We start from the raw sequence: 25,943 nt of genomic DNA on the forward strand, positions 1-25,943 counted from the left end.
GAGTGCTTCGTTGATCTCGACCAGGAGAGCGGCCGATCGGCCCGCCCGCTGCGCGAAACATGCTGGCGGTGCGTACGCGCGACCGTGAGGATCAGGGGGTGGATCAGCACATGAGCGACATCGTCGACTACTACACGGTGCGCTACCGCGAGGACCAGCGCCTGTCCGCCCGGCCGCAGGCTCGACTGGAGTGGACCCGCACGATGGAGCTGCTGCTGGATCTCCTGCCCGGCCCGGGTGCCCGGGTGCTGGACATCGGTGGGGGCACCGGCGAGTACGCGCGGGCTCTGGTGGACGCCGGCTACAAGGTCCGCCTCGTCGACCTGGTGCCGAGTCACGTGGCGCAGGCCCGCGCCGGGCAGCCTCCGGTCGAGGCGGAGGTCGGCGACGCTCGTGCGTTGCCCGATGCCGACGGGGTGTACGACGCCGCGCTGCTCCTGGGTCCCCTCTACCACCTGGTGCGCCGCGTCGATCGACTACAGGCTCTACGGGAGGCCGTCCGGGTCACGCGTCCCGGCGGTCACGTCGTGGCCGCTGTCATCTCACGCTTCGCCGGCCCGCTGGACTTCGCGGCCACCGGGCGACTGGACCGGAGGCTGCTCGACGAGGCCAGGGCACTGCTCACCGACGGCGTCAACGACGCACAGATCGGTTTCACCCACGCCTATTTCCATCGGGTCGAGGAACTGACCGACGAGTGCTCGGCAGCGGGGCTGACCGACGTCGTCGTACACGGGGTGGAGGGGCCGGCGTGGACCGCGGCGGAGGCGGCGGCGAACGGACCGGCGGCGGACACGGTCTTCGCCGCGGCGTTGGACCTCGCCCGGCTCTACAGCAGCGAGCCGGCGCTGATCAGTTCGAGTGCCCATCTCCTGGCCGCCGGACGCGTCCCGCTGCCCTAACCGGTCAGACGGCGGACGAGTTTGCGCATGCCGGCCTGCCAGCCGTCCGGGTCTTCGGCGCGGCGGCGGGCGTAGTCGGCGACCTCCGGGTGCGGCAGGATCAGGAAACGTTCCTCGGCCAGCCCGGCGACCGCCGCCTCGGCGACCTGGTCGGGCGTGAGGACCGCCCCGGACGCGGCGACCACCCGGGCACCGAGATGACCGCTCACGATCCCGTCGGTGAGCATCGGAGTGTCCACCCCCTGCGGGCAGAGCGCGCTGACCCGGATGCCCCGGTCGCGGTAGGTGATGGCGAGCCACTCGGCGAACCCCACCGAGGCGTGCTTCGTCGCGGTGTACGGGGCATCGCCCACCGCGGTCAGCACACCCGCCGCCGAGCAGGTGTGCAGCAGGTGACCGCCACCCCTGGCGAGCATCCCGGGCAACACCGCGCGGGCCGAGTAGACGTGGGCGAGCACGTTCACCCGCCACGCCCGGTCCCAGCCGGCGTCGTCGACCTCCACTCCCCCGCCGGTGGTCACCCCCGCGTTGGCGCAGAACAGGTCGATCCGGCCGTAGCGCTCCTCGGTGTCGGCCACCAGGTCGCGTACCTGCTCCTCGTCGGTGACGTCGAGGGCGATGGCGTGCGCGACCGGGCCGATGCCCTCGGCCACGGCGTCCGCCGCGGCGGCGTCCAGGTCGGCGACCACCACGGCGGCGGCCCCCTCCGCGGCGAAGCGGCGGGACAGCGCCGCGCCGATGCCGCCGGCCCCGCCGGTGACCACCACGATCCGGTCGGTGAGGTTCACGCGGACGCTCCCACGGTGTCGGCCCCGAGCTGGGCGATGAGGTTGAGCAGCGCGGTCGCGCCGCCGGCGGTGACCTCCGGGGTGGGCAGCAGCGCCATGATCGGCACGTCGACACCGGCGTCGGCGTAGCGGCGCACCTCGGCGCGGCACCGCTCCGGTGCGCCGTGCAGCACCAACGCGTCGACCACGTCGTCGGGCACCGCCGCGTTGGCGCCGCGCCGGTCACCGGCGGCCCAGGCCGCCCACATGGGCCCGAGCGCCTCGTCCCGGCCGAGCCAGCGGTGGAACTCGGCGTACGCCCCGACGGTGAGGTAGCTGGTGATGAGCCGGCGGCCCAGTGCTCGGGCGTACGCGGCGTCCTCGGTGGGGCAGACGAAGATCCGGGCGGCGACCTCGAAGCCGGCGCGCCGCTCGCCCAACTCGGCGAGGGCCCGCGGCACGTCGTCGGCGCTGAGCCAGTTGAGGATGACGCCGTCGGCCTCCGCACCGGCCAGCCGGAGCATCCCCGGGCGCAGCGCGGCCAGCAGGATCGGTGGCGGCACCGCCGGCGGTTGTTCGAGCGTGAACCGGCGGATGGTGAACGTGTCGTAGGCCTCGTCGACGGTCTCGCCGCGCAGCGCGGCGCGCAGGAAGCGCAGCACGTCGCGGGTACGGCGGAACGGCTCGTCGAACGGCACGGCGTTCCAGTCCCGCACGAGCACGGGTGAGGACGCGCCGATGCCGAGGGCGAACCGGCCCGGCGCGGCCTCGGCCAGCGCCGCCGCGCTCATCGCCAGCAGTCCGGGGCCGCGGGTGAAGGCCGGCGCGATCGCGGTGCCCAGTCGCAGGCCCGGCTGCCAGGCCGCGGCGAGCGCCAGCGGGGTGAACGCGTCGGTCCCGGCGACCTCGGACGACCAGACGTCGGTGAACCCGGCCTCGTCGAGGGCCGCGTAGGCCGCGTCGTGGTGCGCCAGCGCGAGCCCGCCCAGCGGCACCGTCATGCCCCATCGATTCGTCACCGATCGATCGTGCCCGTTGACGGGGGTACGGGCAAGATCCCCGGGTTGGGCAGAATCGCCGGTTTCCGGTCGCCCGTGCCGGCGCGGATGCTACGACTTCGAGGTGGACCGGACCAACGGCGCAGGCCGCTGACCATGGGTTCCGGGGCAGCGGGGCACCTGGAGCCGGCCAAACGCGACCCGGGCCGGGCGACCTTCCTCGAGCTTTTCTTCGACCTGGTGTACGTCTTCGCGCTCACCCGGATCTCGGCGCGCGCGTTCGAGGACCTGACCGACGGGCCGGCTCGGGAGCACGTCATGGCGGCGCTCACCGGGAGCGGCAAGACGTTGCTGCTGCTGCTCGCACTCTGGTCGGTCTGGCAGGGCACCGCGTGGACGACGAGCCGCTACGACCCGTACCGGGTGCCGCTGCAGACCGTGGTGATCACCGCGTTGGTGTGCAGCATGCTGCTCGGGGTGGCGATCCCCCGGGCGTTCAGCGAGACCGCGCTGATGTTCGCGGTGGCGTACGTGGTCGCGCAGGTGGCCCGTCCGGTGATCCTGTCGCTCGCGTTGGGCGCCCACCCGTACCGCCGGCTGAAGGTCCGCATGGCCGTGGTGTTCTCCGTCAGCGGGGTCCTCTGGATCACCGGGGCGCTGCTGCCCACCAACGCGCAGGTCACGCTCTGGACGGCGGCGCTGGTCCTCGAGTACCTGGCCGCCCGGTGTGGCTGGCCGGTGCCGGGGCTGGGTCGCTCGACGGTCTCCAAGTGGGAGATCGCCGGGGAACACCTGGCGGAGCGGTACCAGCAGTTCTTCCTCGTCGCGCTCGGCGAGACGATCCTGGTGGCGGGTTTCGCGTACAGCGAGGGACCGTACGAGTCGGGGCACGCGTGGGCGTTCGCGCTCGCGTTGGCCACCTCGATCCTGCTGTGGCGGATCTACGTGCAACGGGCCGGGCGGATTCTGGGCGAGGCGGTGGTGAAGGCCCGACACCCCGCCACCATCGGCCGGTCGGCGGCCGACACCCACCTGGTGATGGTGGTCGGTCTCGCGGCCACCGCGATCGGCTACGAGCTGATCATCCAGCATCCGCTGGAACAGATCCCGGGACCGTGGCTGGCCATGGCGCTCGGTGGCCCGGCCCTGTTCCTGGCCGGGCGGGCCCGCCTGGAGTACGAGGTGTTCGCGCGGGTGTCCCCGTCCCGGTGGATCGCCCTGCTGGTGTTGGCGGCGTCGGCGGTGCCACTGCTGTCCCTGCCCGGTGTGTTCGCGAGCGCGGTCGGGGTGCTGGTGTTGGCCGTCGTCGTGGTCGTCGATGCCCGCCGGGCGTACGGCGCCCCACCGGAGGCCGCCACTCCACCCTTCTGAGCCAGCACGGCACGACGACGCCCGTCTGGGGGCTGTGTCAAACCCCTGACCGGCCTGCGACGGGCCCAGGCGACGCCCGTCTAGGCTCGGCGGGTGACCTTCTCGCTCGTCGCCCGCTCCACCGACGCCCGCCTGCACGGCGTCGTCGTCGCCAGCAAGTTCCTCGCCGCCGGGGCGCTGGTGCCGGCTGCCGCCGCCGAGGTCGGCGCGCTTGCCACCCAGGCGCACGTCAACCTCGCGTACCGTCCGCAGGGCCTCACCCTGCTGCGTACCGGGGTGGCTGCGGCCGACGTGGTGGCCGGGCTGGTCGCCGCCGACCCTGAGCGGGAGCACCGCCAGCTCGGCGTGGTGGGCGTCGAGGGTCCGGGCGCCACCTGGACCGGGCCGGCCTGCCACCCGTGGGCGGGTGGGCGGACCGGCGACGGCTGGGCCGCGCAGGGCAACGTGCTCACCGGCCCGGAGGTCGTCGACGCGCTTGGCGCCGCCTGGCTGGCCGGGTCGGCGCTGCCGTTCGCCGAGCGGCTGGTCGCCGCGTTGCGGGCCGGCGACGAGGCCGGCGGCGACCGGCGGGGGCGGCAGAGCGCCGGGCTGCTGGTGGTCGAGCGCGGCGGCGGGTACGGCGGCACCAGCGACGTGCTCGTCGACCTTCGGGTGGACGATCACCCGGATCCGGTCGCCGAGCTGGGTCGGCTGCTCGCCGTGCACACCATGCTGTTCAGCCGGCCCGACCCGGCCACCCTGCTCGACCTGAGCGGCGCGGTCGCCGACGAGGTGGCGGCGTTGCTCGCCGCGCTGGGCCATCCGGTGGCCGACGGCGGCACGGAGGCGGCGTTGGTCTCCTGGGCGGGGCTGGAGAACCTGGAGGAGCGGCTGGTGCCGGGGCGGATCGACCCGGTGGTGCTGACCCACCTGCGCGGCGTCGCCCCGCACGTCCCCGCACCCCGCGCCGCGAGCTGACCGTCACCGCACGAACGGTGACCGATGCCCCCGGTGGGCGGGTCAGCGGCCGAAGGTGAGCCAGCGGAAGTCGGCGGCGTCGATCGCGGACCGCTCCGGGGCGGTCAGCGCCGCCCGTCCGGTGGTCTTGCGGATCAGGGTCAGCCGGTCCCAGCGCAACCCGGCGGGCGCCGGTCGGCCCCCGGTGAGCAGGTCGGCGATCACCTCGGCCGCCGGTGGGGTGAGCCAGGGCGGACGGCCCAGCGCGGCGGCCAGGTCCAGACCGTGCACGCCCACCTCGACGACCCGGGTACGCAGGAACTCGGTGACGCCCATCGCGTCGCCGTGCCGGGTCCGTACGACGCGATCGGGCGGCGCGGCGGCGACCGCGGCGTCGGTGGCCCGCCAGGCGCGCTCGAACTCGGTCGCCAACGCCGCCCGGTCTGCCGGCGACGCGTCGCGGCGGGCTCCGGCGATCCGGTCGGCGTCGACAGTCGGGGTGAACTTCGCCAGGCCGAAATAACCGGCGGCGTCGACCTCGGCGCGGGGCGGGGCCGGCGCGGCGAGCATGTCGGTCAGCCGGCCGACTCCGGTGCGCACGTGCGCGACCAGCTCCCGGACCGTCCACGGTGGACAGTCGGTGGGCCGGTCCAGGTCGGCGTCGACAAGCTCGGCGAGGATCTCGGTGAGCCGCGCGCACTCCGCGGCGAACGCCCTGCCGACCGGGTCCATCGGCCCGCTCAGCCCTTGACCCTGGGCACCAGCCGGTGCACGACGGTGAGCACCAACGCCATCACCACCGCCATCGTGCCGGCGATCCCGGTGGCGCTGCCCGCGTACGCGACGAACAGGGGTTGGCGGCTCAACTCGTCCGGGCCGGTGTCGCGCAGGCCGACCAGCCAGGTGAGGCACAGCCCGCAGGCGACCAGGGCGAGCACCCCGGCCCCTCCGAGCACCAGCGCGACCGTACGGTGCGCGTCGCCGGGAGCGACCTCGGCCTGCTCCCGCTGGGTGATCAGCAGGACCAGCCCGGCCAGCGCCGCCCAGACACCCACCACCAGGTACGCGGCGATCGCGTCGCTGGGTCGGTGCCAGCCGGCGGAGAGGGTGGCGACGCCGGCGGTGGCGGCATAGGCCGCGGCGAGGACGGCACCGACCGCCCGCACCTTGGCCGGCAACACGAGCACCAGCGCGACAGCCACCGCCGCGGCCACCGTGGTGTGCCCGCTGGGCAGGCTGTTGCCCACCCCGGCGCGCTCGGGGTCGACGCCGTAGTCGGGCCGGTTCAGCCCGTACTTCAGCAGTTGGGTCGAGACGTTCGCCCCGGCGATCAGGAGCGTCGCGGTGATCGCCAGGGCGATCCGTCCGCGGATCAGCGCGATGAACCCGATCATCGCGGTGGCGGCGAGGAGGGAGACCACCGACATCGCGTTGAGGATCCGGTCGACGGGGCCCTCGATGGTGTCCTGCCCGATCCGGTTGCCGGTGAGGGCGACGGTGTCCACCCACTGGCCGATCTCGGTGTGCAGGGCCACCCGCCACACGGCGAGGAAGGCGGCCGTCTGGACAAGGGCCAGAACGACCAACCAGACCGCGGTCCAACCCCGTGCCGTCGCGCGCATCCGCACACCGTAGCGGCAGGTGTCGGACTGCCGACCGGTGGCCCGCCGCCCGCCGACGGTTAGGTTGTGCCAGAGCGAGGAGGCGGCGATGGGCGGAACACCCGAGCACGGCGATGGCCAGGCCGCACCCGGTCCGGACCAGCGGATGAGCCCCGACCGGGGCCCCGACGGGCGGGCGCGCGCCGAGTCGCTCGCGGACCTGTTGGGCGGGCGGGGCGGGGCCGTCGACGCCACCCTGCCGCCGCTCGCGTTCGCGGCGGGCTGGCTGCTGGGCGGCGAGTCGCTGTGGGGTGGGATCGGCGCGGCGCTGGCCGTGGGCGCGACGGTGGCCGGCGTACGGCTGCGCCGGGGTGACCGGCCGCGGTCGGTGCTTGTCGGTCTGCTGGCCGTCTGCGTCGCGGCGCTGATCGCGGTGCGCACCGGCCGGGCCGAGGACTTCTTCCTCATTCAGGTGCTGTCCAACGCCGCCAGCGCTCTCGCCTGGGCGGTCAGCATCGTGGTGCGCTGGCCGCTGCTCGGTGTGTTGGTCGGTGGGGTGCTGGGCCAGCGCACCCGGTGGCGGCGCGACCGGGCGCTGCTGCGCGGGTACGGCCGGGCGAGTTGGGTGTGGACGGCGACCTACCTGGTGCGGCTGGCGGTGTTCGTGCCGCTGTACCTGGGTGGGCAGGTGCTCGCGCTGGTGGTGGCCCGGGTGGCGTTGACCTGGCCGCTGGTCGCCGCGGCGCTGGCAGTGAGCTGGGTGGTGCTGCGGCGGTCGTTGCCGGCCGGGCACCCCGGTCTGCGTCATCCGGTCGGTGCGGAGCCGCCGGCGCCGCCGGGCTGAACCAGGGCCGACCAGGGGCGCTACGGGCAAAAAAGTGGAGAGGCCGCCACGGGGGGAGCGGCCTCTCCGGTGACGTACGTTACTCCGTTCCGGACCTCGGCGTGATCCCGTGACGGCCCGAATTTCTGGGCTTTTTCGCGGTTGGCTCCAGTCCGGGCGGTGGGGTGGGCCAGCCGATCCGCTGCGTCGGCCAGATGGCCGGCCCACCCCGGCCTGACCGTGGGTGTCAGGCCGTCCCGCCGGCCGGAGTCCGTCGTTCCCCGGACCCCGGCCGGATCCCGGGGTGGGCGGTCCACGCCACCCACCCCGGGTCGTCGTCAGCCGTTCGGGAACAGGCTGCCGTAGTCGGCGTACGCCATGGCGATGTCAGCCTGTGCCCAGAACCGGTGGTAGTTGAAGCTCGGCTCCGGGCCACCGTCCAGGTACGCCTGCACCTTGGGCCAGTCCGGGTCGTTCTTGTAGAAGGACCGGATGTCGAGGAAGCTCTTGCCGGCGGCGATGGCGTCGCCGTTCGGCATCTTCCCGGTCCAGCCCGGCGGGACGTAGAGGCCCTGCCCGGTGGACGCGTTGTAGGTGTCGTCGAAGCGCCGGTAGTCGCCACGCTTCTCGGTGGTGGAGACACCCTTGGCGTCGGCCGCGGCGGAGAGCGCGTCGAGCAGCCCCTTCGCCGTGTCCTTGGCCGCCACGTTGCCCGACTTGGCCGCGTACGCGATCAGGGTCCGGGCGTAGGCGCCGGCGACGCCGACGTCCTGGCCCTTCACCGTGACCTCGACGTGTAGGCCGGTGTTGGGCTGCGGGCTGGACGGGTTCCAGGTGGTCGGCTGGCCGGTCCACGCCAGGTCCGACGGGATCGACCAGTTGGTGCCGAGGGTGGTGTTGGCGATCGCCCACGGCACCCACTTGTCCAGCAGCGCCTTGGCCTTCGCGTTACCGGTCTGCAGGTACAGCTCGGCGATGCGCTGCATCGACCAGGCCTGCATACCGAACCACTGGTTCGACGGCGGGTCGTTGTAGACCGGGTCGACGTCGTAGAACATGCCGTAGAAGGTGCTGGTGCCGGCCGGCGGCTGGGCGTAGCTGCCGTCCCAGCTGTTGGTGGCGCCACCGGCGATGCCGCCCTCGGCGGACTGGAGCCAGGTGTAGAACTCCAGCTGCCGTTCGAGGCTCTTGGTCCAGTCCGCGGTCGCGGTCGGCGACTGCGGCTTGAGCTCCGGGGTGTTCGTCAGCGCCCAGGCCGCGAACGGGTTCTGGTAGCCGAAGTGGTTGTGGCTGGAGCCGATCCGCCAGGACCAGTTCTGGCTGGTGTCGTACGCACCGCCCCAGGCGTAGTACCAGGAGAGCAGGTAGTGCGCAGAGTCCTTGCCGCTGCCGGCGGGGCAGGTGCTGGCCCCGACGCAGTTGCCGATCTTCTTGAAGTACTTGTCGAACATCGAGTACCGCAGGTAGTCGCCCATCTTGGCGGCCTTCGCGATGGTGGCCGCGACGTCGGCCTGCTTGTTCTGCGCCTTGGCCCAGGTCAGCGCCCAGTACGCGGCCTGCACGGCGCGGGCGTCGGCGTCCGGGGCGTTCGTGTACTTCCACTGCTTGGCGGGGGCGCCGGTGTCCTTGACGAACAGGTCGAGGTAGCCGTACTGACCGCCGTGCTTGAAGGTGTCGCAGGAGGGCTGCGGGACGGTCTCCCACACCGACTCCTGGGTGCCCCGCTGGAAGGTGTTGATGTAGGCCGGCTTGGTGGTGCCGTCGCCGCAGTGACCGAAGCCGTAGGTGTTGTCGACGTCCATCAGCCAGTGCATGCCGTAGATGTCACCGGTGCCGTAGGTCGACTGCAGCTCCGAGCGGAGCGGGTCCTGCCCGACCGAGATGTTCGGGTTCAGCGCCGAGGGGTACTGGCTGGGCAGGTTGTACTCCGCGGCGTACTGCGGGGTGCCCGCGGAGCCGGCGGTCGGCTGGTCGGCGTGCGTCGGGATGATGTACTTCTCCATCACCGTCCAGGCGTTGTTGAACGGCGCCCAGTTCTGGGTGACGCGCCCGTAGTTCGCCTCCAGCCAGAGCCAGAAGCTGAACGCCTCGGAGGTCGTCTCGTGCCCGTGGTCGGGCGCCTCGACGATGAGCGTCTCCACCGAGTGGTACGGCACGCCCTCGGGGCTGAAGTAGCCCGAGTTCTTGATCTTGCCGTACTGCTCGAGGAACTTCGCGATGTAGGTGTTGTCGCCACCGGGGGTGTCGTTGTCGATCTCGGTGGCGGTGACCGCCAGCGAGGCGAGACCGGTGGCGGCGGCGGTGATGGTGGCGGCGCCGCCCAGGGTGTCGGTGTCCTCCGCCGCGGCGACCGTGACGGTGACCCCGGTGTTCCAGTTGCTCGGGGTCAGCGTGGCGGTGGTCGGCGAGACCGTGACGTCGGCGTCGCCGCTGGGGGTGAGGGTGACCGGCACGTTGGCCGTCGGCGCGGCGCTGAGCTTCAGGTTGAAGGTGGAGGTGCCACCCTCACTGACGCTCACCGCGGACGGGGTGGCGACGAGCGTCGGGCCGCTGGGGGCGCCGACGGTGAACGCCTTCTCGTCGACCCCGATGCCGTTGGCGTTGTCGTACGCCTTGGCCTGCACGGTGTAGCTGCCGGCCGGCAGGTCCTCCTGCGTGTACGCGTACGGCGCGGAGGTGTCGGTGTTGATCAGCAGGCCGTTGCGGTAGAACTCGACCTTGCTGATCGTCCCGTCCGGGTCACTGGCGGTGGCGGTCAGCGGCACGTCGGCCGGCGCGGTGAACGGCCCGCTCGGCACGCCGAGGGAGACCGTCGGCGGCCGGTTCGCCGGGGTGCCGTTGCACGGGGTGCCGTTGAGCGTGAACGAGGTGGGCTTCGGGTTGCTGCCCGAGTGGGCGCCGTTGAAGCCGATCGTGGTGGAGGCACCGGCGGCGAGGTTGCCGTTGTACGACTCGTTGGTCACGGTGACGTCGCTGCCGGTCTGGCTGTATTTGGCCGACCAACCCTGAACGACCCGCTGGCCGCTGTTCGGGAAGGTCCACTTGAGCGTCCAGTTGCTGATCGGATCGCCCAGGTTCTTGATCGTCACGTTGGCGGTGAAGCCGTTGTTCCAGTCGTTGGTCGCGTAGACCACGTCGCAGGCGGGCGCGGCCTGTGCGGCGCCGGCGGGCAGGGTCACCCCGCCGGCGGCGAGCGCGACGGCAGCGATGATCGCCACGCGACGGCGTCTTGCCAGTTGTCTCATGTGCGCGGTGTCTCCTCGGACCAGGCCGGGACGGTCCCCGGCGAAGGCGCCTGCCCGCGAGGGTGGTGGTCCGCGGGAGATTCGAGGCGCCGGGAAGGTGGTTTCCCCCGGGCCCGGCCGGGGTAGGGCGGTGTGCGGCCCGCACGGGAGGGGGTCCCGCCGGCTGCGATCGGGTGACCGTGACCGGGATCGTGCTGCCGGCTGCCCTCGGTGAACCCGCGCTCACGCGATGTGGCTCCTGTCGCGTTGAATCGACAGTCTGCCATGGAAGCGCTCCCACAACAAGCGCAGACGCCACTCGTTCAGCTCGTTGTTTCGATCTCGTTTTGGGTCTTTCACAAAGCCGTGACGGGCGTTACAGTCGCAACATCGGTCGATGGGAGCGCTTCCATCGACAAGGTTCCAACAAGAAGATCGCTAGGGTCGTTTCTGACGGGCCTGGCGAACCAGCCCGAGGGCCGACGACGGGCCAGCCCGGACGCCGTCGTCAGCCATCGTCCCGCCTTACGGAGGGAGGTGGAACCAGAGCCACTCGCGTGGCCCGGCTCCCGCGCGACACGCACGGCAGGACCCAAATCTCGCCCGTGTGTGTGCAGTTACGGTGGGGACGGGGGTTGCCCTCCCCCGTCCCCACACTAAACCCCCGTACACGATGGGAAAAGAGGCCGACGGGACAGGCGCGCCGCGCCGCCCGGCGGCCTTGTTCGCTGTCTGGGGCCCCCAACCGCCTCGACCCGCCATCGCCGGCCGCCATGACGGTCAGCTGACCGGGCCGGCCGCCCCTGGCCTATTCTGGGAGCGCTCCCGAATCTCGGCGGTGGCCCCGTATCCACGAGGAGAATCCATGTCGATACCTACCGGGCCCGCCAGCCCACTGCGCTTCCCCGACAACTTCGGTTGGGGTGCGGCCACCTCGGCGTACCAGATCGAGGGCGCCGCCAAGGAGGACGGGCGCGGCGAATCCGTCTGGGACACCTTCAGCCGCGTCCCGGGCAGCACCCGTAACGGCGACACCGGCGACGTGGCCGCCGACCACTACCACCGGTACGCCGAGGACCTCGACCTCATGCGCGACCTCGGGCTGCGCAGCTACCGCTTCTCCATCTCCTGGCCACGGATCCAGCCCGACGGCAGCGGCCTGCCCAACCAGCGCGGGCTCGACTTCTACCGCCGGCTCATCGACGGCCTGCACGAGCGCGGCATCGCCCCGATGGCCACCCTGTTCCACTGGGACCTCCCGCAGGCACTGCAGGACGCCGGCGGCTGGGAGTCGCGCGACACCGCCCACCGCTTCGCCGACTACGCCGACGTGGTCTTCCGCGCCCTGGGCGACTCGGTGCCGGCGTGGCTCACCATCAACGAACCGAAGACCGTGGTGCAGAACGGCTACCTCACCGGCCACCACGCCCCCGGCCGACAGGACCCGGACGCCGCCTACCTGGTCGCCCACCACCTGCAACTCGCGCACGGGCTGGCCGTCGGCACGCTGCGGGCCAGCGGCAGCGACAGCCGGATCGGCCCCGCGCTCAACCTGCACCCCTGCTACCCCGCCGACGACTCCGCCCAGGCGGCCGCCGCGGCCCACCTCTACGACGGCTACGAGAACCGCCTCTACCTCGACTCCGTGCTCCGGGGCAGCTACCCGGAGGACCTGCTGGCCGACCTGGGCCCGCAGAGCCGGATGGTCCGGGGCATCCGCGACGGCGACCTGAAGATCATCTCGGCGCCCATCGACCTGCTCGCCGTGCAGTACTACACACCGATCTACGTCACCGGCGACGGCAGCACGGTGCGACGCTGGGCGACCACCGAGGCCGAGTGGCAGCAGATCTACCCCGAGGGGATGTACGACCTGCTGACCCGGGTCACCCGCGACTACGGCCCGATCCCCCTCACCATCACCGAGAACGGCCTGCCCACAGCCGACACCCTGACGGCGGACGACACCGTCCACGACGCGGGCCGGATCAGCTTCCTGCGCGACCACCTGACCGCCGTGCACCGGGCCATCGCCGCCGGGGTGCCGCTGGAGAGCTTCCACGTCTGGTCGCTGCTTGACAACTTCGAGTGGGACGCGGGATACGACCAGCGCTGGGGCCTTGTCTACGTGGACTACCCGACCCAGCGGCGCGTGCTCAAGAGCAGCGCCACCTGGTACCGCTCCGTCATCACCGACGGCGGCTTCTGAGCCGGCCGCCACCCGGAATGCCGGGCCCGGACGGCTCGGCTCGGGTGAGCCGGTGACCGTCCGGGTTCCGGACCGGCCGGTCAGCGGGGCAGCGCCTGCTGCAACTCCGCTCGCAGCGCCGGGGTGAGCATCTCCCCCGCCTGCTTGGCCAGCCGGGCCATCTCGTAACCCACGACACCGATGTCCGCGTCCCCGGCCGCCAGCGTGGCCAGGATCGAACCGTCGCGGATCTGCATCACCAGGAAGTAGCCGCGGCCCATCTCGACCACGGTCTGCTTGACGATGTCGCCGTCGAACATCGAGGCCGCGCCCGCCGTGATACTCATCAGGCCGGAGGTCACCGCCGCGAGCTTGTCCGCGTTGTCACGGGGCAGATGGTCGGAGATCGCCACCAACAACCCGTCCGAGGAGACCACCACCGCGTGCGCCACGCCCGGCACCCGGTCCGCGAACGCGCTCACCAGCCAGCTCAGGTCACGCGCCTCCTGGCTCAACGTCGTCACTGTCGTCGTCCCCCTTCGTCGTGCCCCCCGGACGGTGGCACGGGTATCTCGGTGGTGTCCTCGGCCTCGGCACGCCGCACCCCGCTGTAGAGCCGGGACAGCATGCCGCCGACCGCTTCCGGGTCCAGGTCGACGCGGTTCGGCGTCGAGGTCGGTTGCGCCGTACGGGTGACCGCGCTCAACTGCGCCATCGGCACCCGCACCGGCAGCCCCCGCTCGTTCGTGCCGGCGGTCACCGGAACGGCCGGCGGCATCGCCGCCACGGGCACCGCCGGCGCGGACGGACCCTGCCGCGACCACCAGCCCGCGCCGCCACCGGGTGCGGCGGCCGGGGCCAACACATCCGCGGAGCGCACCGGACGGGCCGGACGCGGCACGGCCACTCCCGGCCGCCGGCCGGCCACCGGCAGCTCCCTGGCGTCGAAGCCCGGCCCCGACGCATCTGCCTCCCGGGCACCCCCGGACGGCGCGGCCATTCCCCGCGCGGCGCTCGTCGCCAGCATCCGGGCCGGCGCGGGCGAATCCAGCTCCACCGCGCCCGCCGGCGCCAACAGCGTGGCGGGCAGCACGAGCCGAGCCACCAGGCCGTCCTGGCCCCCGTGCAGGCGCACCGAGACGCCCAGCCGGGCCGCCAGGTGGCTGACCACGAACAGACCCATCCGCTCCACCGCCGCCACATCCGCGGCCGGCGGACTGGCCAGCACCGCGTTCGCCTCGGCCAAGGCGGTCGTGCTCATGCCGAGACCACTGTCGACTATCTCGATCAGGGTGGTCGTGGCCTCGACCTTGGCGGTCACCACCACGAGGGTGTCCGGGCGGGAGAAGGCCGTGGCGTTCTCCAACAACTCGGCCAACAGGTGCACCAGCTCGCCGACGGCGTGCCCGACCACATACACGTCGGCCACCGACTCGATGCGGACCCGCTGGTACTGCTCGATCTCCGCGGCGGCGGCCAGCAGCATCGAACCGATGCCGACCGGCCGGTTCCACCGCCGCGTCGAATCGGTGCCGGCGAGCACCAGCAGACTCTCGTCGTTGCGGCGCATGCGGGCGGCCAGGTGGTCGAGCTTGAACAGGTTCTCCAACTGGTCCGGGTCGCTCTCCTCACGCTCCAGGTCGTCCAGCAGCTCCAGTTGCCGTTCCACGAGCACCTGGCTGCGGCGGGCGAGGTTGACGAACATCGCGTTGACGTTGCGCCGCATGAGCGCCTGCTCGACGGCGACGGTGACGGCGCTGCGGTGCACCGCCACGAACGCCTCCGCCAGCTCGCCGATCTCGTCGAGCGAACGGACCACCGCCGGCGCGACGTCGATGCCGGGCACCCCACCGGTGACGGTCTTCAGCCGGTCCAGCGCCTCCGGCAGCTCGACCTGCGCGATCCGCAACGCCTGACTCCGCAGCAACCGCATCGAACGGGCCACCGACCGCCCGATCAGCAACGAGATCAGCAGGGCCACCAGCAGGACCACCACGACTCCGCCGACGACGAGCAGGGTGGCCCGTAGCTGACCGCTGCTGGCGTCGTCGGCCTGCCGGACCGCGTCGTCAAGCACCCCCGCCTCAAGCTGGCGCAACAGGTCCTGGCGCTGCTGGCTGGCCGCCCACCACTGCTCCGACGGCAGCACCTTCGGCGCCGCGTCGCTGGCCGGCAGGCTGCGTTCCTCCAGCCGCGTGGCGACCACGAACTCCGGAGTCACGGTGGTCTGGTCGTAGCGGCGGATCTGGTCGTCGGTCGCGGCCACCCGGAACGCGCCGAGCGCGGTCAACTGTTGGCCGCGCAGATCCGCGAGGAGCACCCGGTCCTCGGTGCCGTACCCGCCCGCGCGGGAGGCGGCGTAGAGCTGGGCGCGGAGCCGGGAGGACAGCTCCTTGACCCGGGCGAGCTGCACGTAGCGCAGGACCGCGTTGTTCAACGCGGGCTGGTCCTGACCGGGGTTCGGCTCGGCCAGCAGGTCGAGCATCGCGCCGACCGCCCGGTGGTAGTTGCTCAGGATCGTCTCGCTGCTGAGCACCGCCGGCGCGATCGCCGCCCGGATGTCGACAACCTGGTCGTACGCCTCCATCGCCTCGGAGAAGGCGACCCGCCAGGACGCGTCGGCGTCCGCGAGCGGCTCGGCGGCCCGACGCAGGTCCCCGATCGCCCGGTCGGTCGCCGTCTGCAACGGCTTCAGGTTGGTCACCGTGTCGTCCCGGTCGCCGCCCCCGCGCCGGTCACCCAACTCCCCCGCCGAGCGGTCGCGCTCCTGCTGGAGCTGGTGCACCGCGGCGGTGATCTGCCGGCCGATGCCGACCTGGCGGGAGAAGTCGTTCAACGCCGTCGTCCGCCCCACAAGCGCGCTGGTCTGCACCCCGGCGAGCACCAGGAACGCCATCGACGGCACCATCAGCACGGTCGCGAGCTTCGTGCTCATCCGCCAGTCCCGCAGCCGGAACGGCGACCGCCGTCGATGCGGTACGACTCGGACGTCGAAGCGGCGTCGGCGGTGGTTCGACACCGTGCCGTTCGCCGGGCCGGAACCCACCGCCACCCTGCCTCCTCGGTCCTACCGCGTCCACCGCGGTCCGGGGAGCGCAGTCCATCCAACCAGGCTCGGGAGCTCTGTCAACGGCCCGGGCGACGCGGAGGTTCAGGAAGGATACTGCGGGTGGGAACGTCCTGCCGTGGTCGGCAAGACCAGCTCGTCCGTCCGGCCGATGTCGGCGAGCCCGATCGCGTCTCCGAACCGACCCAACGCCACGAGCGCCGCGCCGGTGGCACCGATCTCCGGGTTGCGCTGGTGCGACACCGGGCGCGGCGCCAGCGCGGCGGCGAAGGCCTGCCGCCACCACACCGAGGCGGCCACCGCGCCCCCGCCCAGCACCACACCCACCGGTTTGTCGATCGTGGACTCCAGCACCGCGAGATCCTCGGCGACCAGCTCACACAGCCCCTGCATCAGCCCGGCCAGGATGTCCACCGAGGTGGTGCTGAAGCTCAGGTCGCGGAGCTGTCCGCTGCCCGCCGGCAGCAGGCCGGGCGGCCGGTCGCCACCGAAGCGGGGGTCGGCCGGTCGGCCACCGCCCACCGGCACCAGCGCCAGCGCCGCGTCCAGCTCGGCGCCCTGCGGCAACCGCAGCTCCCGGTTCGCCCAGGCGAACAGGTTGCCGCCGCAGGCGTACGCCGCGCCGGTGACCACGTGGTCGTGGTCGACCCGGTAGCGCCACAGACGCTCGGGGAGCCGGGGCATCGGTTCGCCGGCCGGGATCCGCTGCATCAGCCGTACGGCCGCGGAGGTGCCCACGGTGACCGCGGCCCGGCTCGGATCGACGCAGCCCGAGCCGACGTTCGACGCCCCACCGTCGCCCACCGGCGGTGACCAGCGGGCCTGCGCCAGCTGCGGCCACCGGCGGGCCAGGTCGGCCCGGAGCCGGCCGTGCCAGTCCAACCCGCCGAGGGCCGGCAGGTCCCCTGGCCGTGCGCCGGCCAGGGTCAGCGCCTCCTCGTCCCAGCGCAGGGTGCGCAGGTCCAGCAGGCCGGTCCCGGAGGCCTGGGACACCGACATGGGCGCGTCGTCGAGCAACTCGCCGAGCACGTACTCGGGCAGGCCGACGAACCGGGCGATCGGGCTGCCGGACTGCTCGCGCAGCCAGGGCAACCGCATCGACCAGTACGAGCGGTGCCACCAGCAGCCGGTGCGCTGGTGGAAGCCGTCCGGGTCGGCGGGTCCGGCCGTGCCGCCGACCGGCGCGGGCCGGGTGTCCAGCCAGGTGACCACCGGGCCGATCGGGGCGCCGTCGCGGTCGAGCGGCAGCACCGAGTGCCACTGGGCGGAGATCGCCACCAGGTCCACCTCGTGCAGGTGCCTCGCGTCGGCCAACTCGTCGAGGCACTCGATCAGACAGGCGAGGTAGCCGGGGCCGGACAGCGTGCCGGTGCCGTCGTCGCCGATGGCGAGGTCGACCTTGCGCCGGGCCAGGGCACCGGGCAATGGACGGCTGTCGGAGTCCAGCACGAGCCCGCGTACCGAGGAGGTACCCAGATCGAGCGCGAGAATGTTCATCGCCGGTCAAGTTACCCGGTGCCAGGCGGGCGCCGGGCGCGTAGGGTGGATCACATGCTCGCGCATCCGACCTGCTGGTGGCCCGCCGACCCGGCGGCCACCCTCCGCGCGTAGCTTCATCCACGCGGCCGCCATCGAGGCGGCCGCCGGTTCTCCCCGGCCCGGATGGCCGCCGCGACCGGCGGCGCCCGGCCCCACGGAGACCTCGATGACCCACCTGACCGACCTGCTCACCGCCGTGACCAGCGGCGTCGACCCGGGCCCCTTCGCGCTGCTGCGCCGCGACGGCGCGGACGAGCTGGAGTTGTTCACCGGCCCCGTCGACACCGTCGAGCGTCTGGCCGACATCCCGCTGCCGCCGGGCACGCCCGGGGCGCGGACGCTGGCCCTGGTGCCGTACCGCCAGATCACCGAACGCGGCTTCGCCTGCGTCGACGACGGCGCTCCGCTGGAGTGCCTCCGGGTCCGCGAGCATCGGCGGATCGCGCTGGCCGACGCCCTGGCCACGCTGCCCGACGAACCGGTCCGCACCACCGACGCCGCCTTCGACGTCACCGACGAGGAGTACGCCGAGACGGTGCAGCGGGTGCTCACCGAGGAGATCGGCCGCGGCGAGGGCGCGAACTTCGTCATCCACCGCACCCTGCACGCCACCGTGCAGGGCCGACCGCTGGTGGCCGCGCTGGCCGCGCTACGCCGGTTGCTGGTCGCCGAACGCGGCGCGTACTGGACGTTCGTCGTGCACACCGGCACCCGGACGCTCGTCGGGGCCAGCCCGGAACGGCACGTGAGCGTCGACGACGGGCTGGTCATGATGAACCCGATCAGCGGCACCTTCCGGTCCGGCGGTGGTATCCCGGACCGGGCGGCGCTGCTGCGCTTCCTCGCCGACCCGAAAGAGGTCGAGGAGCTGTACATGGTGCTCGACGAGGAACTGAAGATGATGGCCACCGTCGCCGAGGACGGCGGTCAGGTGATCGGCCCGTACCTGAAGGAGATGTCGCACCTGGCGCACACCGAGTACCTGCTGGCCGGGCGGGGCACCCGCGACGTCCGGGAGGTGTTGCGCGAGACGATGTTCGCCCCGACGGTGACCGGCAGCCCGATGGAGAACGCCTGCCGGGTGATCGCCCGACACGAGGGCCGCGGCCGGAGCTACTACGCGGGTGTGCTGGCGCTGCTCGGCCACGACGAGGCCGGTCGGCAGACGCTCGACGCGCCGATCCTGATCCGGACCGCCGAGATCTCCCCCGCCGGGCACCTGCGGGTGCCGGTGGGCGCCACCCTGGTCCGGCACTCGACGGCGGCCGGCGAGGTCGCGGAGACGCACGCCAAGGCCGCCGGCGTGCTGGCCGCGCTCGGTCTCGGGCCGGCGGCGTCCGGCGGCGCCGGCCCGGTCGCGCGGCTGGCCGACGACCCGGAGGTACGCGACGCGCTGGCCGCGCGCAACGCGCCACTGGCGCGGTTCTGGCTGGACCAGCGTGCACCGAACGCGGCCGGGTTGCCCGGTCTGGTCGGCCGCCAGGTGTTGATCGTGGACGCCGAGGACACCTTCACCGCGATGCTGGCCCACCAACTGGGCGCGCTGGGCCTCGCGGTGAGCCTGCGGCCGTGGCACGCGGGAGGCCCCGTCGACGGGTACGACCTGGTGGTGGTCGGTCCCGGGCCGGGCGACCCGGGCAGCCGGGACGAGCCGAAGATGGTGGCGCTGCGGGAGCTGCTGACCGAGCTGCTGGCGACCGGGCGGCCCACCCTCGCGGTCTGCCTCGGCCATCAGGTGCTGGCCGGGCTGCTGGGGCTGGCCCTGCACCGCCGGGAGGCGCCCTACCAGGGCACGCAGCGGGAGGTGTCGCTGTTCGGCCGGACCCGCCGGGTGGGGTTCTACTCGACGTTCACGGCACGCGCGGACGCGGACCGGGTGACCGGCGCGTACGGGCCGGTGGAGCTGGCCCGCGACGCGGGCGACGGCGCGGTGCACGCCCTGCGGGGGCGCGGCTTCGCCGGGGTGCAGTTCCACCCGGAGTCGGTGCTCAGCCCGGACGGGCTCGCGGTGCTGACCGAGCTGCTGACCGATCTGCTGCCGGCACCGCGCGCCGACGAGCTGTCCGCCACGGGCGGGCGCGCATAGCCGTCCCGTCGCCGGGTACGGCTGAAGCCGACCGGTGGCGTGGACGGGCCGAGAGCCCCCGCCCGCGCCACCGGTCGTCCGCCGTCGTCAGCCGGCCATGCCCGCCTTCAGCGCGGTCCCGAGCAGCACCGCACGTCGGGCGGTGAGCGCGCAGGCCCCGAGCGCCACGGCGTCCGGGGCGATCTCCCCGTTGTTGCTCGTGTGCGAGGCGCCGTACGGGTTGCCGGCGATGAACTGGCTGGTGTCGGTGTAACCGGGGGCGACCACGACGCCACCCCAGTGGTAGAAGACGTTGAACAGCGAGGTCAGCGTGGTCTCCTGCCCGCCGTGCGCGGTCGCCGTCGAGGTGAAGGCGGCGTAGACCTTGTTGGCCAGCGCACCCTGTGCCCACAGCGGACCCGTGGTGTCGATGAACTGCTTCAACTGGGCCGCGATCATGCCGTACCGGGTCGGAGCACCCATGATCACCACGTCGGCCCAGGCCAGGTCGTCGACCATCGCCTCGGGCACGTCCTGGGTCTCCAGATGGTGTGCCTGCCAGCCGGAGTTGGAGCGGATCGCCTCGTCCGGCGCCAGCTCGCGGACCTTGCGCAGGCGCACGTCGGCGCCCGCGTCTCCGGCGGCCTCGCAGACGGCCTGCGCCATCTGGTACGTGATGCTGGTGGCGCTGTAGTAGATCACCGCTACCTTGGTCTGGGCAGCCATCAGATGTCCCCTTCTCGTCTCGGGTCAGCTCCCGCGACTACCCGGTGGGCGCGACCTCTAACGGCAGGGTCCACGGACCCTGTTCCGGACCGCCGGCTCAAATTTTCCGCAACTTCCCGACTGTTTCGGCCCCACGGCCCCTACGGACGGCGATCCTGATGTCACCGGTGCCGGCGGGAACCAACCGTCGCCCCGCACCGAGCACCTGAACGGGGGATCGCGCTCCGCCAGCAACGGAGCTGGCGCAGCGCGATCAGGGGTGTCGCGGGTGCCGCCGCTCAGCGGACCAGGGCCGCCATCAGCCGTTCCAACTCGGCCGCCGGATCGGCGGTGAGCCCGGTGTGCACGGGCCCGGTCTGGATCATCGTGCTCCGCGGAGCGGCCAGCCAGTGGAACCGCTCACCGAGTCGCATCCGGGTCGCCGGCCCGTCACCGGAGCAGGTCCGGTCCCAGGAGGAGAGCACCGCGGCCACCGCCGGCAGATCGACGTCCGGCGCCAGCGCGCGGACCCGGTCGGCGTCCAGGTGCGTACGCGCCGCCAGGAAGTCACGCTGTTGGCAGTAGAGCAACACCCCGACGTTTATCTGCTCGCCGCGCTCGATGCGCGGCACCAGCCGGATCAGCGCGTACTCGAAGGGCTGCCTCATGCGACGCTCCCCTGCGGCAGCCAGTCGGCGGTGCGGGCGACCCGGCGGGACAGGTGGTCCAGGTACGCGGCACGAGCGGCCTCGGCCGTCTCGAAGTCGGCGGCGGTCAGCCACTCCCCCGGCACCAGCGCCAACACCTCACCGAGCAGCTCCGGGGTGATCCGGGGGGCCAGCTCGGCGTCGGCGTCGGCCAGCCGGGAGGCGTACGGGGCGAGCACGTGGTCGTCAGCTCGGTAGGCACGGTGCACGGCCGCCCCGGCTCGCGGCCAGTTGTGGTGGAAGTACAGCGCGGCCCCGTGGTCGATCAGCCACAACTCCCGGTGCCAGACCAGCAGGTTGGGGTTGCGCCAACTCCTGTCGACGTTCTCCACGTACGCGTCGAACCAGAGCACCCGGGAGGCCAGCACCGGGTCGACGGGGTGCGCGAGCGGGTCGAAGCCCAGCGCCCCGGGCAGGAAGTCCATCCCCAGGTTGGCCCCGCCGCTGTTGCGCAGCAGCTCCTGCACCTCCTGGTCGGGCTCGGCCCGCCCGATCACCGGGTCGATGTCGAGCACGACCAGCGGGGGCACCCGCAGCTCCAGACGGCGGGCCAGCTCACCGCAGATCACCTCGGCGATCAGCGCCTTGGGCCCCTGCCCGGCGCCGCGGAACTTCGCCACGTACGTGCCCAGGTCGTCGGCCTCCACCACGCCCGGCAGCGACCCACCCTCGCGCAGCGGGGTGACGTAGCGGATCGCGGTGACCTGGCGGAGCACGCCGCCCACCCTACTGGGGTCCCGGCCGCGACCGGCACGTGTGCCGCCGACCCGGCCGGTGTCCGCCACCCTTCGCTCTGGGCGCACGGTGGAACCGCGCCCGGCACGCTACCGAGCGTGGTACCACCGCCCGAGGAACGAGTTTGCTCGTCGCGGCTCGGGTCCGCCGAGTGGCAGGTGTCAGTCGAGCTTGTCGCGCAGCTTGTCGACCTGGGTCTGGAGCCGGTCCACCGCGTTCTCGTTGTTGACGAACGTGGAGATACCCGCGGCCAGTCCGAGGCCGATCAGCACGGCCAGGATGCTCAACACCAGGCCGCCGATCGACACGCCACGGCCGGTGACCCCGGGTCGGCGCGCCATCCGGAGACCGATGATGCCGAGGATGATCCCGATGATGCCGAGCACCAACCCCAACCAGAAGAGGATCGCCGTCAACACGCTGAAGAAACCGGCCACCCCGAACACCAGGGCGAAGGTCGCGGCGGCGCTCGTCTTCGCGCGGGCGTCCCCTCGATGGCTCCGGGATCCGGCCGGTGCGCCGGCACCCCGTACCGGCTCGCTTGCGGCAGTCATGAGAGTCCCTTCCGTACGCGCGGCGCGCGCACTTCCGGCGAGCCGCTTTCCCCCTACCACCACCGTTACGCCTCCGATCCGCGGCGGTGTCGGTGGCCGGCTCTAGGCTGGTCGTCCAGCGACGAGAGGACCGCCCGATGCCTGTCGACCTCAGCGCGGCCGACGCGTTGGCGCTGCGGATGACCAGCCTGCTGCTGCGCCCGCATCCGAGCACCCGACCCGCCGGTGTCGCCGACGTCGTCGAGTGGTTCGGCGCGATGCAGGCACAGGACCTGGCCAGCGGGCTGTGGTCACTGGGCGCGCGGCTGCCCGGCCGGACCGTCCTGGACGTGCAGGCGGCCCTGGAACGGCGCGAGGCGCTCCGCACCTGGCCGATGCGGGGCACCGTGCACCTCGTCCCGCCAGCCGACGCCCGCTGGATGCTGGAGCTGACCGGCGTTCGCTCGCTTGCCGGCGCGGCGACCCGCCGGGCACAACTCGGGCTGACCGAGGCCGACGCTGATCGGGCGGTGGACGTCCTCGGCGCCGCGTTGGCCGGCGGCGGCCGGCTCACCCGCGCGGAGTGCCTGGCCACCCTGCGCGACGCCGGGCTGGGCACCGACGGTCAGCGCGGCTACCACCTGCTCTGGTTCGCCAGCGTGCGCGGGGTGACCTGTGTGGCACCCAACGTCGGCACCGACCAGACCTTCGCCCTGCTCGACGAGTGGGCCCCCGCGCAATGTCGGCTGGAACGGGACGAGGCGCTGGCCCTGCTCGCCCACCGCTACGTCCGGGGGCACGGGCCGGTCACCGACCGCGAGTTCGCCGGCTGGACCGGCCTCACCTTGACCGACGCCCGGCGCGGGCTGGCCGCCGCCGGCGACCTGCTGAGCCCGGTCCAGGTCGACGGCGAGCCGATGTACGTCGACGCGGCGCTGGCCGACGCACCGCACGGCGCACTGGACGACGTGCTGGTGCTGCCCGGCTTCGACGAGTACCTGCTCGGCTACCGCGACCGCACACTGATGCTCGACCCGGCGCACCAGGCCGCCGTGGTGCCGGGCAACAACGGCATCTTCCAGGCCACCGTGGTCCGCGCCGGCCGGGTCGTGGGCGTGTGGAAGCGCAAGGTGGGTCGGGCCGCGGTCACCATCACGATCCAGCCCCTCACCGCGATGCCCGCCGACGAGCGGACCCGCGTCGAGCAGGCACTACAGCGGTACGCCGACTACCTCGGTCTGCCGCCCCGCTTCGACTGGCCAGGCTGAGCGACGGGCAGCGGGCCGGCCCACCCAGTCCGGCCGGTTAGCCCGGCCTGGTCCGGCCGGTTGGTTCCGGCTCGGCTCGGCCGGGTGGGTTCGGCCCGGCCCGGTCCGGCCGGGTTGAGCGTCAGTCCTCGGTCGGGCGCGCCGGCCGGGTGTCACCCGATCGTGGGCGTGCCGGTCGCGCGTCACCCGATCGTGGGCGCGCCGTGTTGAGCAGGTGGACGACCCGGGCCACGCGGGGGTCGGCGCGGATCTGCGCCACGGTGGCCGGCAGTGGCAACCGCCAGTTCGGATATTCGTCGACCGTGCCCGGCAGGTTTGGCTGGCGCACCTCGCCCAGCACGTCGTAGAGGGAGACGCCGAGCAGCCGGGCCGGACTCGCCGCGAGCGCGGCGTGCATCGCCACCACCACCTCGCCGTCGTGTGATGTCGCGGCCTGCCGGCCCAGCGCCGGATCGGGTGTCGCGGCCGGGTCGGGCAATACCGGGTCGGGTGTCGCGGGTGGGTCGGGCAGCGCCGGGTCGGGCAGCGCCGCATCGGGTGTCGCGGCCGGACCGGGCACCGCCGTATCGGACAGCGCCGGACCGGGCAGCGCCTTATCGGACAGCGCCGGACCGGGCAGCGCCTTATCGGACAGCGCCGCATCGGACAGCAGGCTCTCGGCCCGCAGCATCGCGAGCAGGCGCTCCCGGTCGGCGACGGCGCGGGCCCGCTCCACCGCCACGTCGGTGTCGAGCAGCTTCAGGTCGTCGCGTACCCGCACGTGCTCCCCGGTCAGGAAGCCCGGCGCGGTCGGCAGGTCGTGGGTGGAGATCGTGGCGAGAGCGTTGCGCGGCCACCGGGCCGGTGGGATGAAGTCACCCTCGGCGTCGCGCGCGAACCACAGCACCGTCGAGCCGAGCATGTTGCGCCCGCGCAGCCCTCGGGTCACCGCGGGTTGGACGGTGCCGAGATCCTCACCGACCACGACCGCGCCGGCCCGCTGCGCCTCCAGCGCGAGGATGCCGAGCATCGCCTCGGCGTCGTACCGGACGTAGGTGCCCTCGGCGGCCCCACCAGCCGGCGGCACCCACCACAGCCGCCACAGGCCGGCGACGTGGTCGACCCGCAGGCCGCCCGCGTGCCGCAGGGTCCGGCGCAGCATGTCCCGGTACGCCGCATAGCCGGTCGCGGCCAGCCGGTCCGGGCGCCAGGCGGCGAGCCCCCAGTCCTGGCCGAGCTGGTTGAAGTCGTCGGGCGGGGCCCCGACCCGCACGCCCTGGGCCAGCACGTCGGCGAGCTGCCAGCCGTCGGCGCCGCCCGGGTCGATGCCGACGGCCAGGTCGTGCACCACGCCGACCGGCATCCCGGCCGCGCGCGCCGCCGCTGTGACGGCGTCGAGCTGCTCGTCGCAGAGGTGTTGCAGCCATGCGTGGAAGGCCACCCGGTCGGCGAGCTGGCGGCGCTGCTCGGCGACCGCCGGGGCGTCCGGGTGGTGCAGCTCCGCCGGCCAGGCCCGCCAGTCGTTGCCGTGCCGCTCGGCCAGGGCGCACCAGGTGGCGAAGCTCGCCAGCGCCGGGTCCGCGGCGAGGTCGACCGGCTGGGCGTACGGGTGCAGTAGCTCCAGGGCGTGCCGCTTGGCCGTCCACACCTCGTCGTAGTCGATCAGGTCACCACGGTCGGGGCGCAGGGCGTCGACCACGGCCCGGGTCGCCGGGTCCGCCGCCCGGAACGCGGCGGTGTCGCTCACTCGCAGGTAGAGCGGGTTGACGAAGCGTCGACTGGCGGGCGAGTAGGGCGAGGCGGCGACCGGGTGCGCGGGCCCGACCGCGTGCAGCGGGTTGAGCAGCACCAGACCCGCACCCGTGGCACCGGCCCAGCCGGTGAAATCGGCGAGGTCGCCGAGGTCGCCCATGCCCCACGAGCGGTCCGAGGTGAGCGCGTAGAGCTGGAGCAGCCAACCCCAGGTGCGCGGCGGCGCGGGCAGCCGGCGGGGCACCACCACAAGCGTCACCTCGCGGCCGGCGCAGGCCAGCCGGTGCCAGCCCAGCGGCAGATCTCCGGGCAGCTCGCTGTCGACCGCGCGCCGGCCGCCGTCCTCCAGGATCACCACCCCGGGGCCGGGCAGCGCCCGGGTGGCGCCGTGGGTGAGCACGACCGTCTCCGGCAACGCACTCCGGTCGACCGCGCGAGCGGCGGCGAGACCGTCGGCGATGGCCGCCGGGCTGGTGGCGTCCACATCGAGCAGGCCGAGCACGCCCACCACTGTCTCCGGTGCGACCTCGACGCGACGGTGCCGCCAGTCCTCGTACCAGGTGGACACCCCGTGCGCCTTCGCCAGCGCGGCCAGTTGTCGGTCCATCCCGCCCCCCGCCTCACGACGCGACCTCCGACCACCTTGCCACGACCAACCCCAACCCGCAGAACAGACCCGCGCCCCGCGCCCCGCGCCCCGCGCCCCGCGCCCCGCGCCCCGCGCCCCGCGCCCGTCGATCTTGCACTCTCTGTCCCGGCAGATGGGCGTAATCCGCCCTATAT

20 protein-coding genes are annotated in these 25,943 nt (G+C 73.2%); 7 read left to right on the forward strand and 13 right to left on the reverse strand.

Annotated features, from left to right (window positions below):
• The first annotated feature begins 110 nt into the window (after nucleotides 1-110).
• Nucleotides 111-902 carry a class I SAM-dependent methyltransferase gene (locus ACGFH8_RS03065; RefSeq protein ID WP_393362553.1) on the forward strand — a complete coding sequence of 264 codons (792 nt, stop codon included), beginning with the start codon at nucleotides 111-113 and terminating at the stop codon, nucleotides 900-902.
• On the opposite strand, the gene ACGFH8_RS03070 is transcribed toward ACGFH8_RS03065, so the two are convergent.
• Nucleotides 899-1,690: an SDR family oxidoreductase gene (locus ACGFH8_RS03070; protein ID WP_393362555.1), complete on the reverse strand. Its 792-nt coding sequence runs from the start codon at nucleotides 1,688-1,690 to the stop codon at nucleotides 899-901. The genes ACGFH8_RS03065 and ACGFH8_RS03070 overlap by 4 nt on opposite strands.
• A complete protein-coding gene (locus ACGFH8_RS03075) occupies nucleotides 1,687-2,670 on the reverse strand; it encodes an LLM class F420-dependent oxidoreductase (RefSeq protein WP_393364448.1) in 984 nt (327 codons plus the stop codon). The genes ACGFH8_RS03070 and ACGFH8_RS03075 overlap by 4 nt, the downstream gene beginning before the upstream one ends.
• Nucleotides 2,671-2,823: 153 nt before the next feature.
• Here ACGFH8_RS03075 and ACGFH8_RS03080 point away from each other — a divergent pair, with 153 nt between their 5' ends.
• Together ACGFH8_RS03080 and ACGFH8_RS03085 are read left to right on the forward strand one after the other, a co-directional pair.
• Complete coding sequence (locus tag ACGFH8_RS03080; protein WP_393362558.1) at nucleotides 2,824-4,038, forward strand: low temperature requirement protein A; 1,215 nt, start codon at nucleotides 2,824-2,826, stop codon at nucleotides 4,036-4,038.
• 93 nt (nucleotides 4,039-4,131) lie between these two features.
• Entirely contained in the window at nucleotides 4,132-4,995 is an 864-nt protein-coding gene (locus tag ACGFH8_RS03085; RefSeq protein WP_393362561.1) for a DUF1028 domain-containing protein, read from the forward strand.
• Between the two features lie 42 nt (nucleotides 4,996-5,037).
• Here ACGFH8_RS03085 and ACGFH8_RS03090 read toward each other — a convergent pair whose 3' ends face one another.
• Complete coding sequence (locus ACGFH8_RS03090) at nucleotides 5,038-5,706, reverse strand: maleylpyruvate isomerase N-terminal domain-containing protein (RefSeq protein ID WP_393362564.1); 669 nt, start codon at nucleotides 5,704-5,706, stop codon at nucleotides 5,038-5,040.
• 8 nt (nucleotides 5,707-5,714) lie between these two features.
• Entirely contained in the window at nucleotides 5,715-6,602 is an 888-nt protein-coding gene (locus ACGFH8_RS03095; protein ID WP_393362566.1) for a phosphatase PAP2 family protein, read from the reverse strand.
• An 82-nt stretch (nucleotides 6,603-6,684) separates the two neighbouring features.
• Between ACGFH8_RS03095 and ACGFH8_RS03100 the strand changes: the two genes are divergently transcribed.
• Nucleotides 6,685-7,419 (forward strand): DUF3159 domain-containing protein, encoded by a 735-nt coding sequence (locus ACGFH8_RS03100; protein WP_393362569.1) that lies wholly within the window; start codon nucleotides 6,685-6,687, stop codon nucleotides 7,417-7,419.
• A 317-nt stretch (nucleotides 7,420-7,736) separates the two neighbouring features.
• On the opposite strand, the gene ACGFH8_RS03105 is transcribed toward ACGFH8_RS03100, so the two are convergent.
• On the reverse strand, nucleotides 7,737-10,643 hold the full coding sequence (locus ACGFH8_RS03105) for a glycoside hydrolase family 48 protein (RefSeq protein WP_393362572.1): 2,907 nt from the start codon (nucleotides 10,641-10,643) through the stop codon (nucleotides 7,737-7,739).
• Between the two features lie 844 nt (nucleotides 10,644-11,487).
• Between ACGFH8_RS03105 and ACGFH8_RS03110 the strand changes: the two genes are divergently transcribed.
• Nucleotides 11,488-12,831, forward strand: a complete 1,344-nt coding sequence (locus tag ACGFH8_RS03110; RefSeq protein ID WP_393362575.1) for a GH1 family beta-glucosidase — start codon at nucleotides 11,488-11,490, stop codon at nucleotides 12,829-12,831.
• A gap of 80 nt (nucleotides 12,832-12,911) precedes the next feature.
• Here the strand turns inward: ACGFH8_RS03110 and ACGFH8_RS03115 are convergent, their stop codons facing one another.
• The 3 genes from ACGFH8_RS03115 to ACGFH8_RS03125 all read right to left on the reverse strand — a co-directional run bounded on the left by ACGFH8_RS03115 (nucleotide 12,912) and on the right by ACGFH8_RS03125 (nucleotide 17,374).
• Nucleotides 12,912-13,325, reverse strand: coding sequence for a roadblock/LC7 domain-containing protein (locus ACGFH8_RS03115; protein ID WP_393319473.1), 414 nt, complete (start codon nucleotides 13,323-13,325; stop codon nucleotides 12,912-12,914).
• 5 nt (nucleotides 13,326-13,330) lie between these two features.
• Nucleotides 13,331-15,862 carry a nitrate- and nitrite sensing domain-containing protein gene (locus ACGFH8_RS03120; RefSeq protein ID WP_393362578.1) on the reverse strand — a complete coding sequence of 844 codons (2,532 nt, stop codon included), beginning with the start codon at nucleotides 15,860-15,862 and terminating at the stop codon, nucleotides 13,331-13,333.
• 99 nt (nucleotides 15,863-15,961) lie between these two features.
• Complete coding sequence (locus ACGFH8_RS03125; protein ID WP_393362581.1) at nucleotides 15,962-17,374, reverse strand: FGGY family carbohydrate kinase; 1,413 nt, start codon at nucleotides 17,372-17,374, stop codon at nucleotides 15,962-15,964.
• Nucleotides 17,375-17,582: 208 nt separating this feature from the next.
• Between ACGFH8_RS03125 and ACGFH8_RS03130 the strand changes: the two genes are divergently transcribed.
• The gene (locus ACGFH8_RS03130; protein WP_393362583.1) at nucleotides 17,583-19,502 is read left to right on the forward strand and encodes an anthranilate synthase family protein; all 1,920 of its coding nucleotides are present in this window, start codon (nucleotides 17,583-17,585) and stop codon (nucleotides 19,500-19,502) included.
• An 87-nt stretch (nucleotides 19,503-19,589) separates the two neighbouring features.
• Here ACGFH8_RS03130 and wrbA read toward each other — a convergent pair whose 3' ends face one another.
• The 4 genes from wrbA to ACGFH8_RS03150 all read right to left on the reverse strand — a co-directional run bounded on the left by wrbA (nucleotide 19,590) and on the right by ACGFH8_RS03150 (nucleotide 22,182).
• Nucleotides 19,590-20,207 carry an NAD(P)H:quinone oxidoreductase gene (gene wrbA / locus ACGFH8_RS03135; protein WP_393362585.1) on the reverse strand — a complete coding sequence of 206 codons (618 nt, stop codon included), beginning with the start codon at nucleotides 20,205-20,207 and terminating at the stop codon, nucleotides 19,590-19,592.
• A gap of 278 nt (nucleotides 20,208-20,485) precedes the next feature.
• Nucleotides 20,486-20,854: a DUF3037 domain-containing protein gene (locus ACGFH8_RS03140; RefSeq protein ID WP_393362588.1), complete on the reverse strand. Its 369-nt coding sequence runs from the start codon at nucleotides 20,852-20,854 to the stop codon at nucleotides 20,486-20,488.
• Nucleotides 20,851-21,609, reverse strand: a complete 759-nt coding sequence (locus ACGFH8_RS03145) for a HipA family kinase (protein ID WP_393362591.1) — start codon at nucleotides 21,607-21,609, stop codon at nucleotides 20,851-20,853. The genes ACGFH8_RS03140 and ACGFH8_RS03145 overlap by 4 nt, the downstream gene beginning before the upstream one ends.
• Before the next feature lie 180 nt (nucleotides 21,610-21,789).
• Nucleotides 21,790-22,182: a hypothetical protein gene (locus ACGFH8_RS03150; protein WP_393362594.1), complete on the reverse strand. Its 393-nt coding sequence runs from the start codon at nucleotides 22,180-22,182 to the stop codon at nucleotides 21,790-21,792.
• A gap of 137 nt (nucleotides 22,183-22,319) precedes the next feature.
• On the opposite strand from ACGFH8_RS03150, the gene ACGFH8_RS03155 reads away from it, so the two are divergent.
• Nucleotides 22,320-23,429: a winged helix DNA-binding domain-containing protein gene (locus ACGFH8_RS03155; RefSeq protein ID WP_393362597.1), complete on the forward strand. Its 1,110-nt coding sequence runs from the start codon at nucleotides 22,320-22,322 to the stop codon at nucleotides 23,427-23,429.
• Nucleotides 23,430-23,550: 121 nt separating this feature from the next.
• On the opposite strand, the gene malQ is transcribed toward ACGFH8_RS03155, so the two are convergent.
• Nucleotides 23,551-25,767 carry a 4-alpha-glucanotransferase gene (gene malQ / locus ACGFH8_RS03160; RefSeq protein ID WP_393362600.1) on the reverse strand — a complete coding sequence of 739 codons (2,217 nt, stop codon included), beginning with the start codon at nucleotides 25,765-25,767 and terminating at the stop codon, nucleotides 23,551-23,553.
• Nucleotides 25,768-25,943 lie beyond the last annotated feature (176 nt).

It is taken from the genome of Micromonospora sp. NPDC049175 (assembly GCF_043197345.1).
Taxonomy (GTDB): domain Bacteria; phylum Actinomycetota; class Actinomycetes; order Mycobacteriales; family Micromonosporaceae; genus Micromonospora.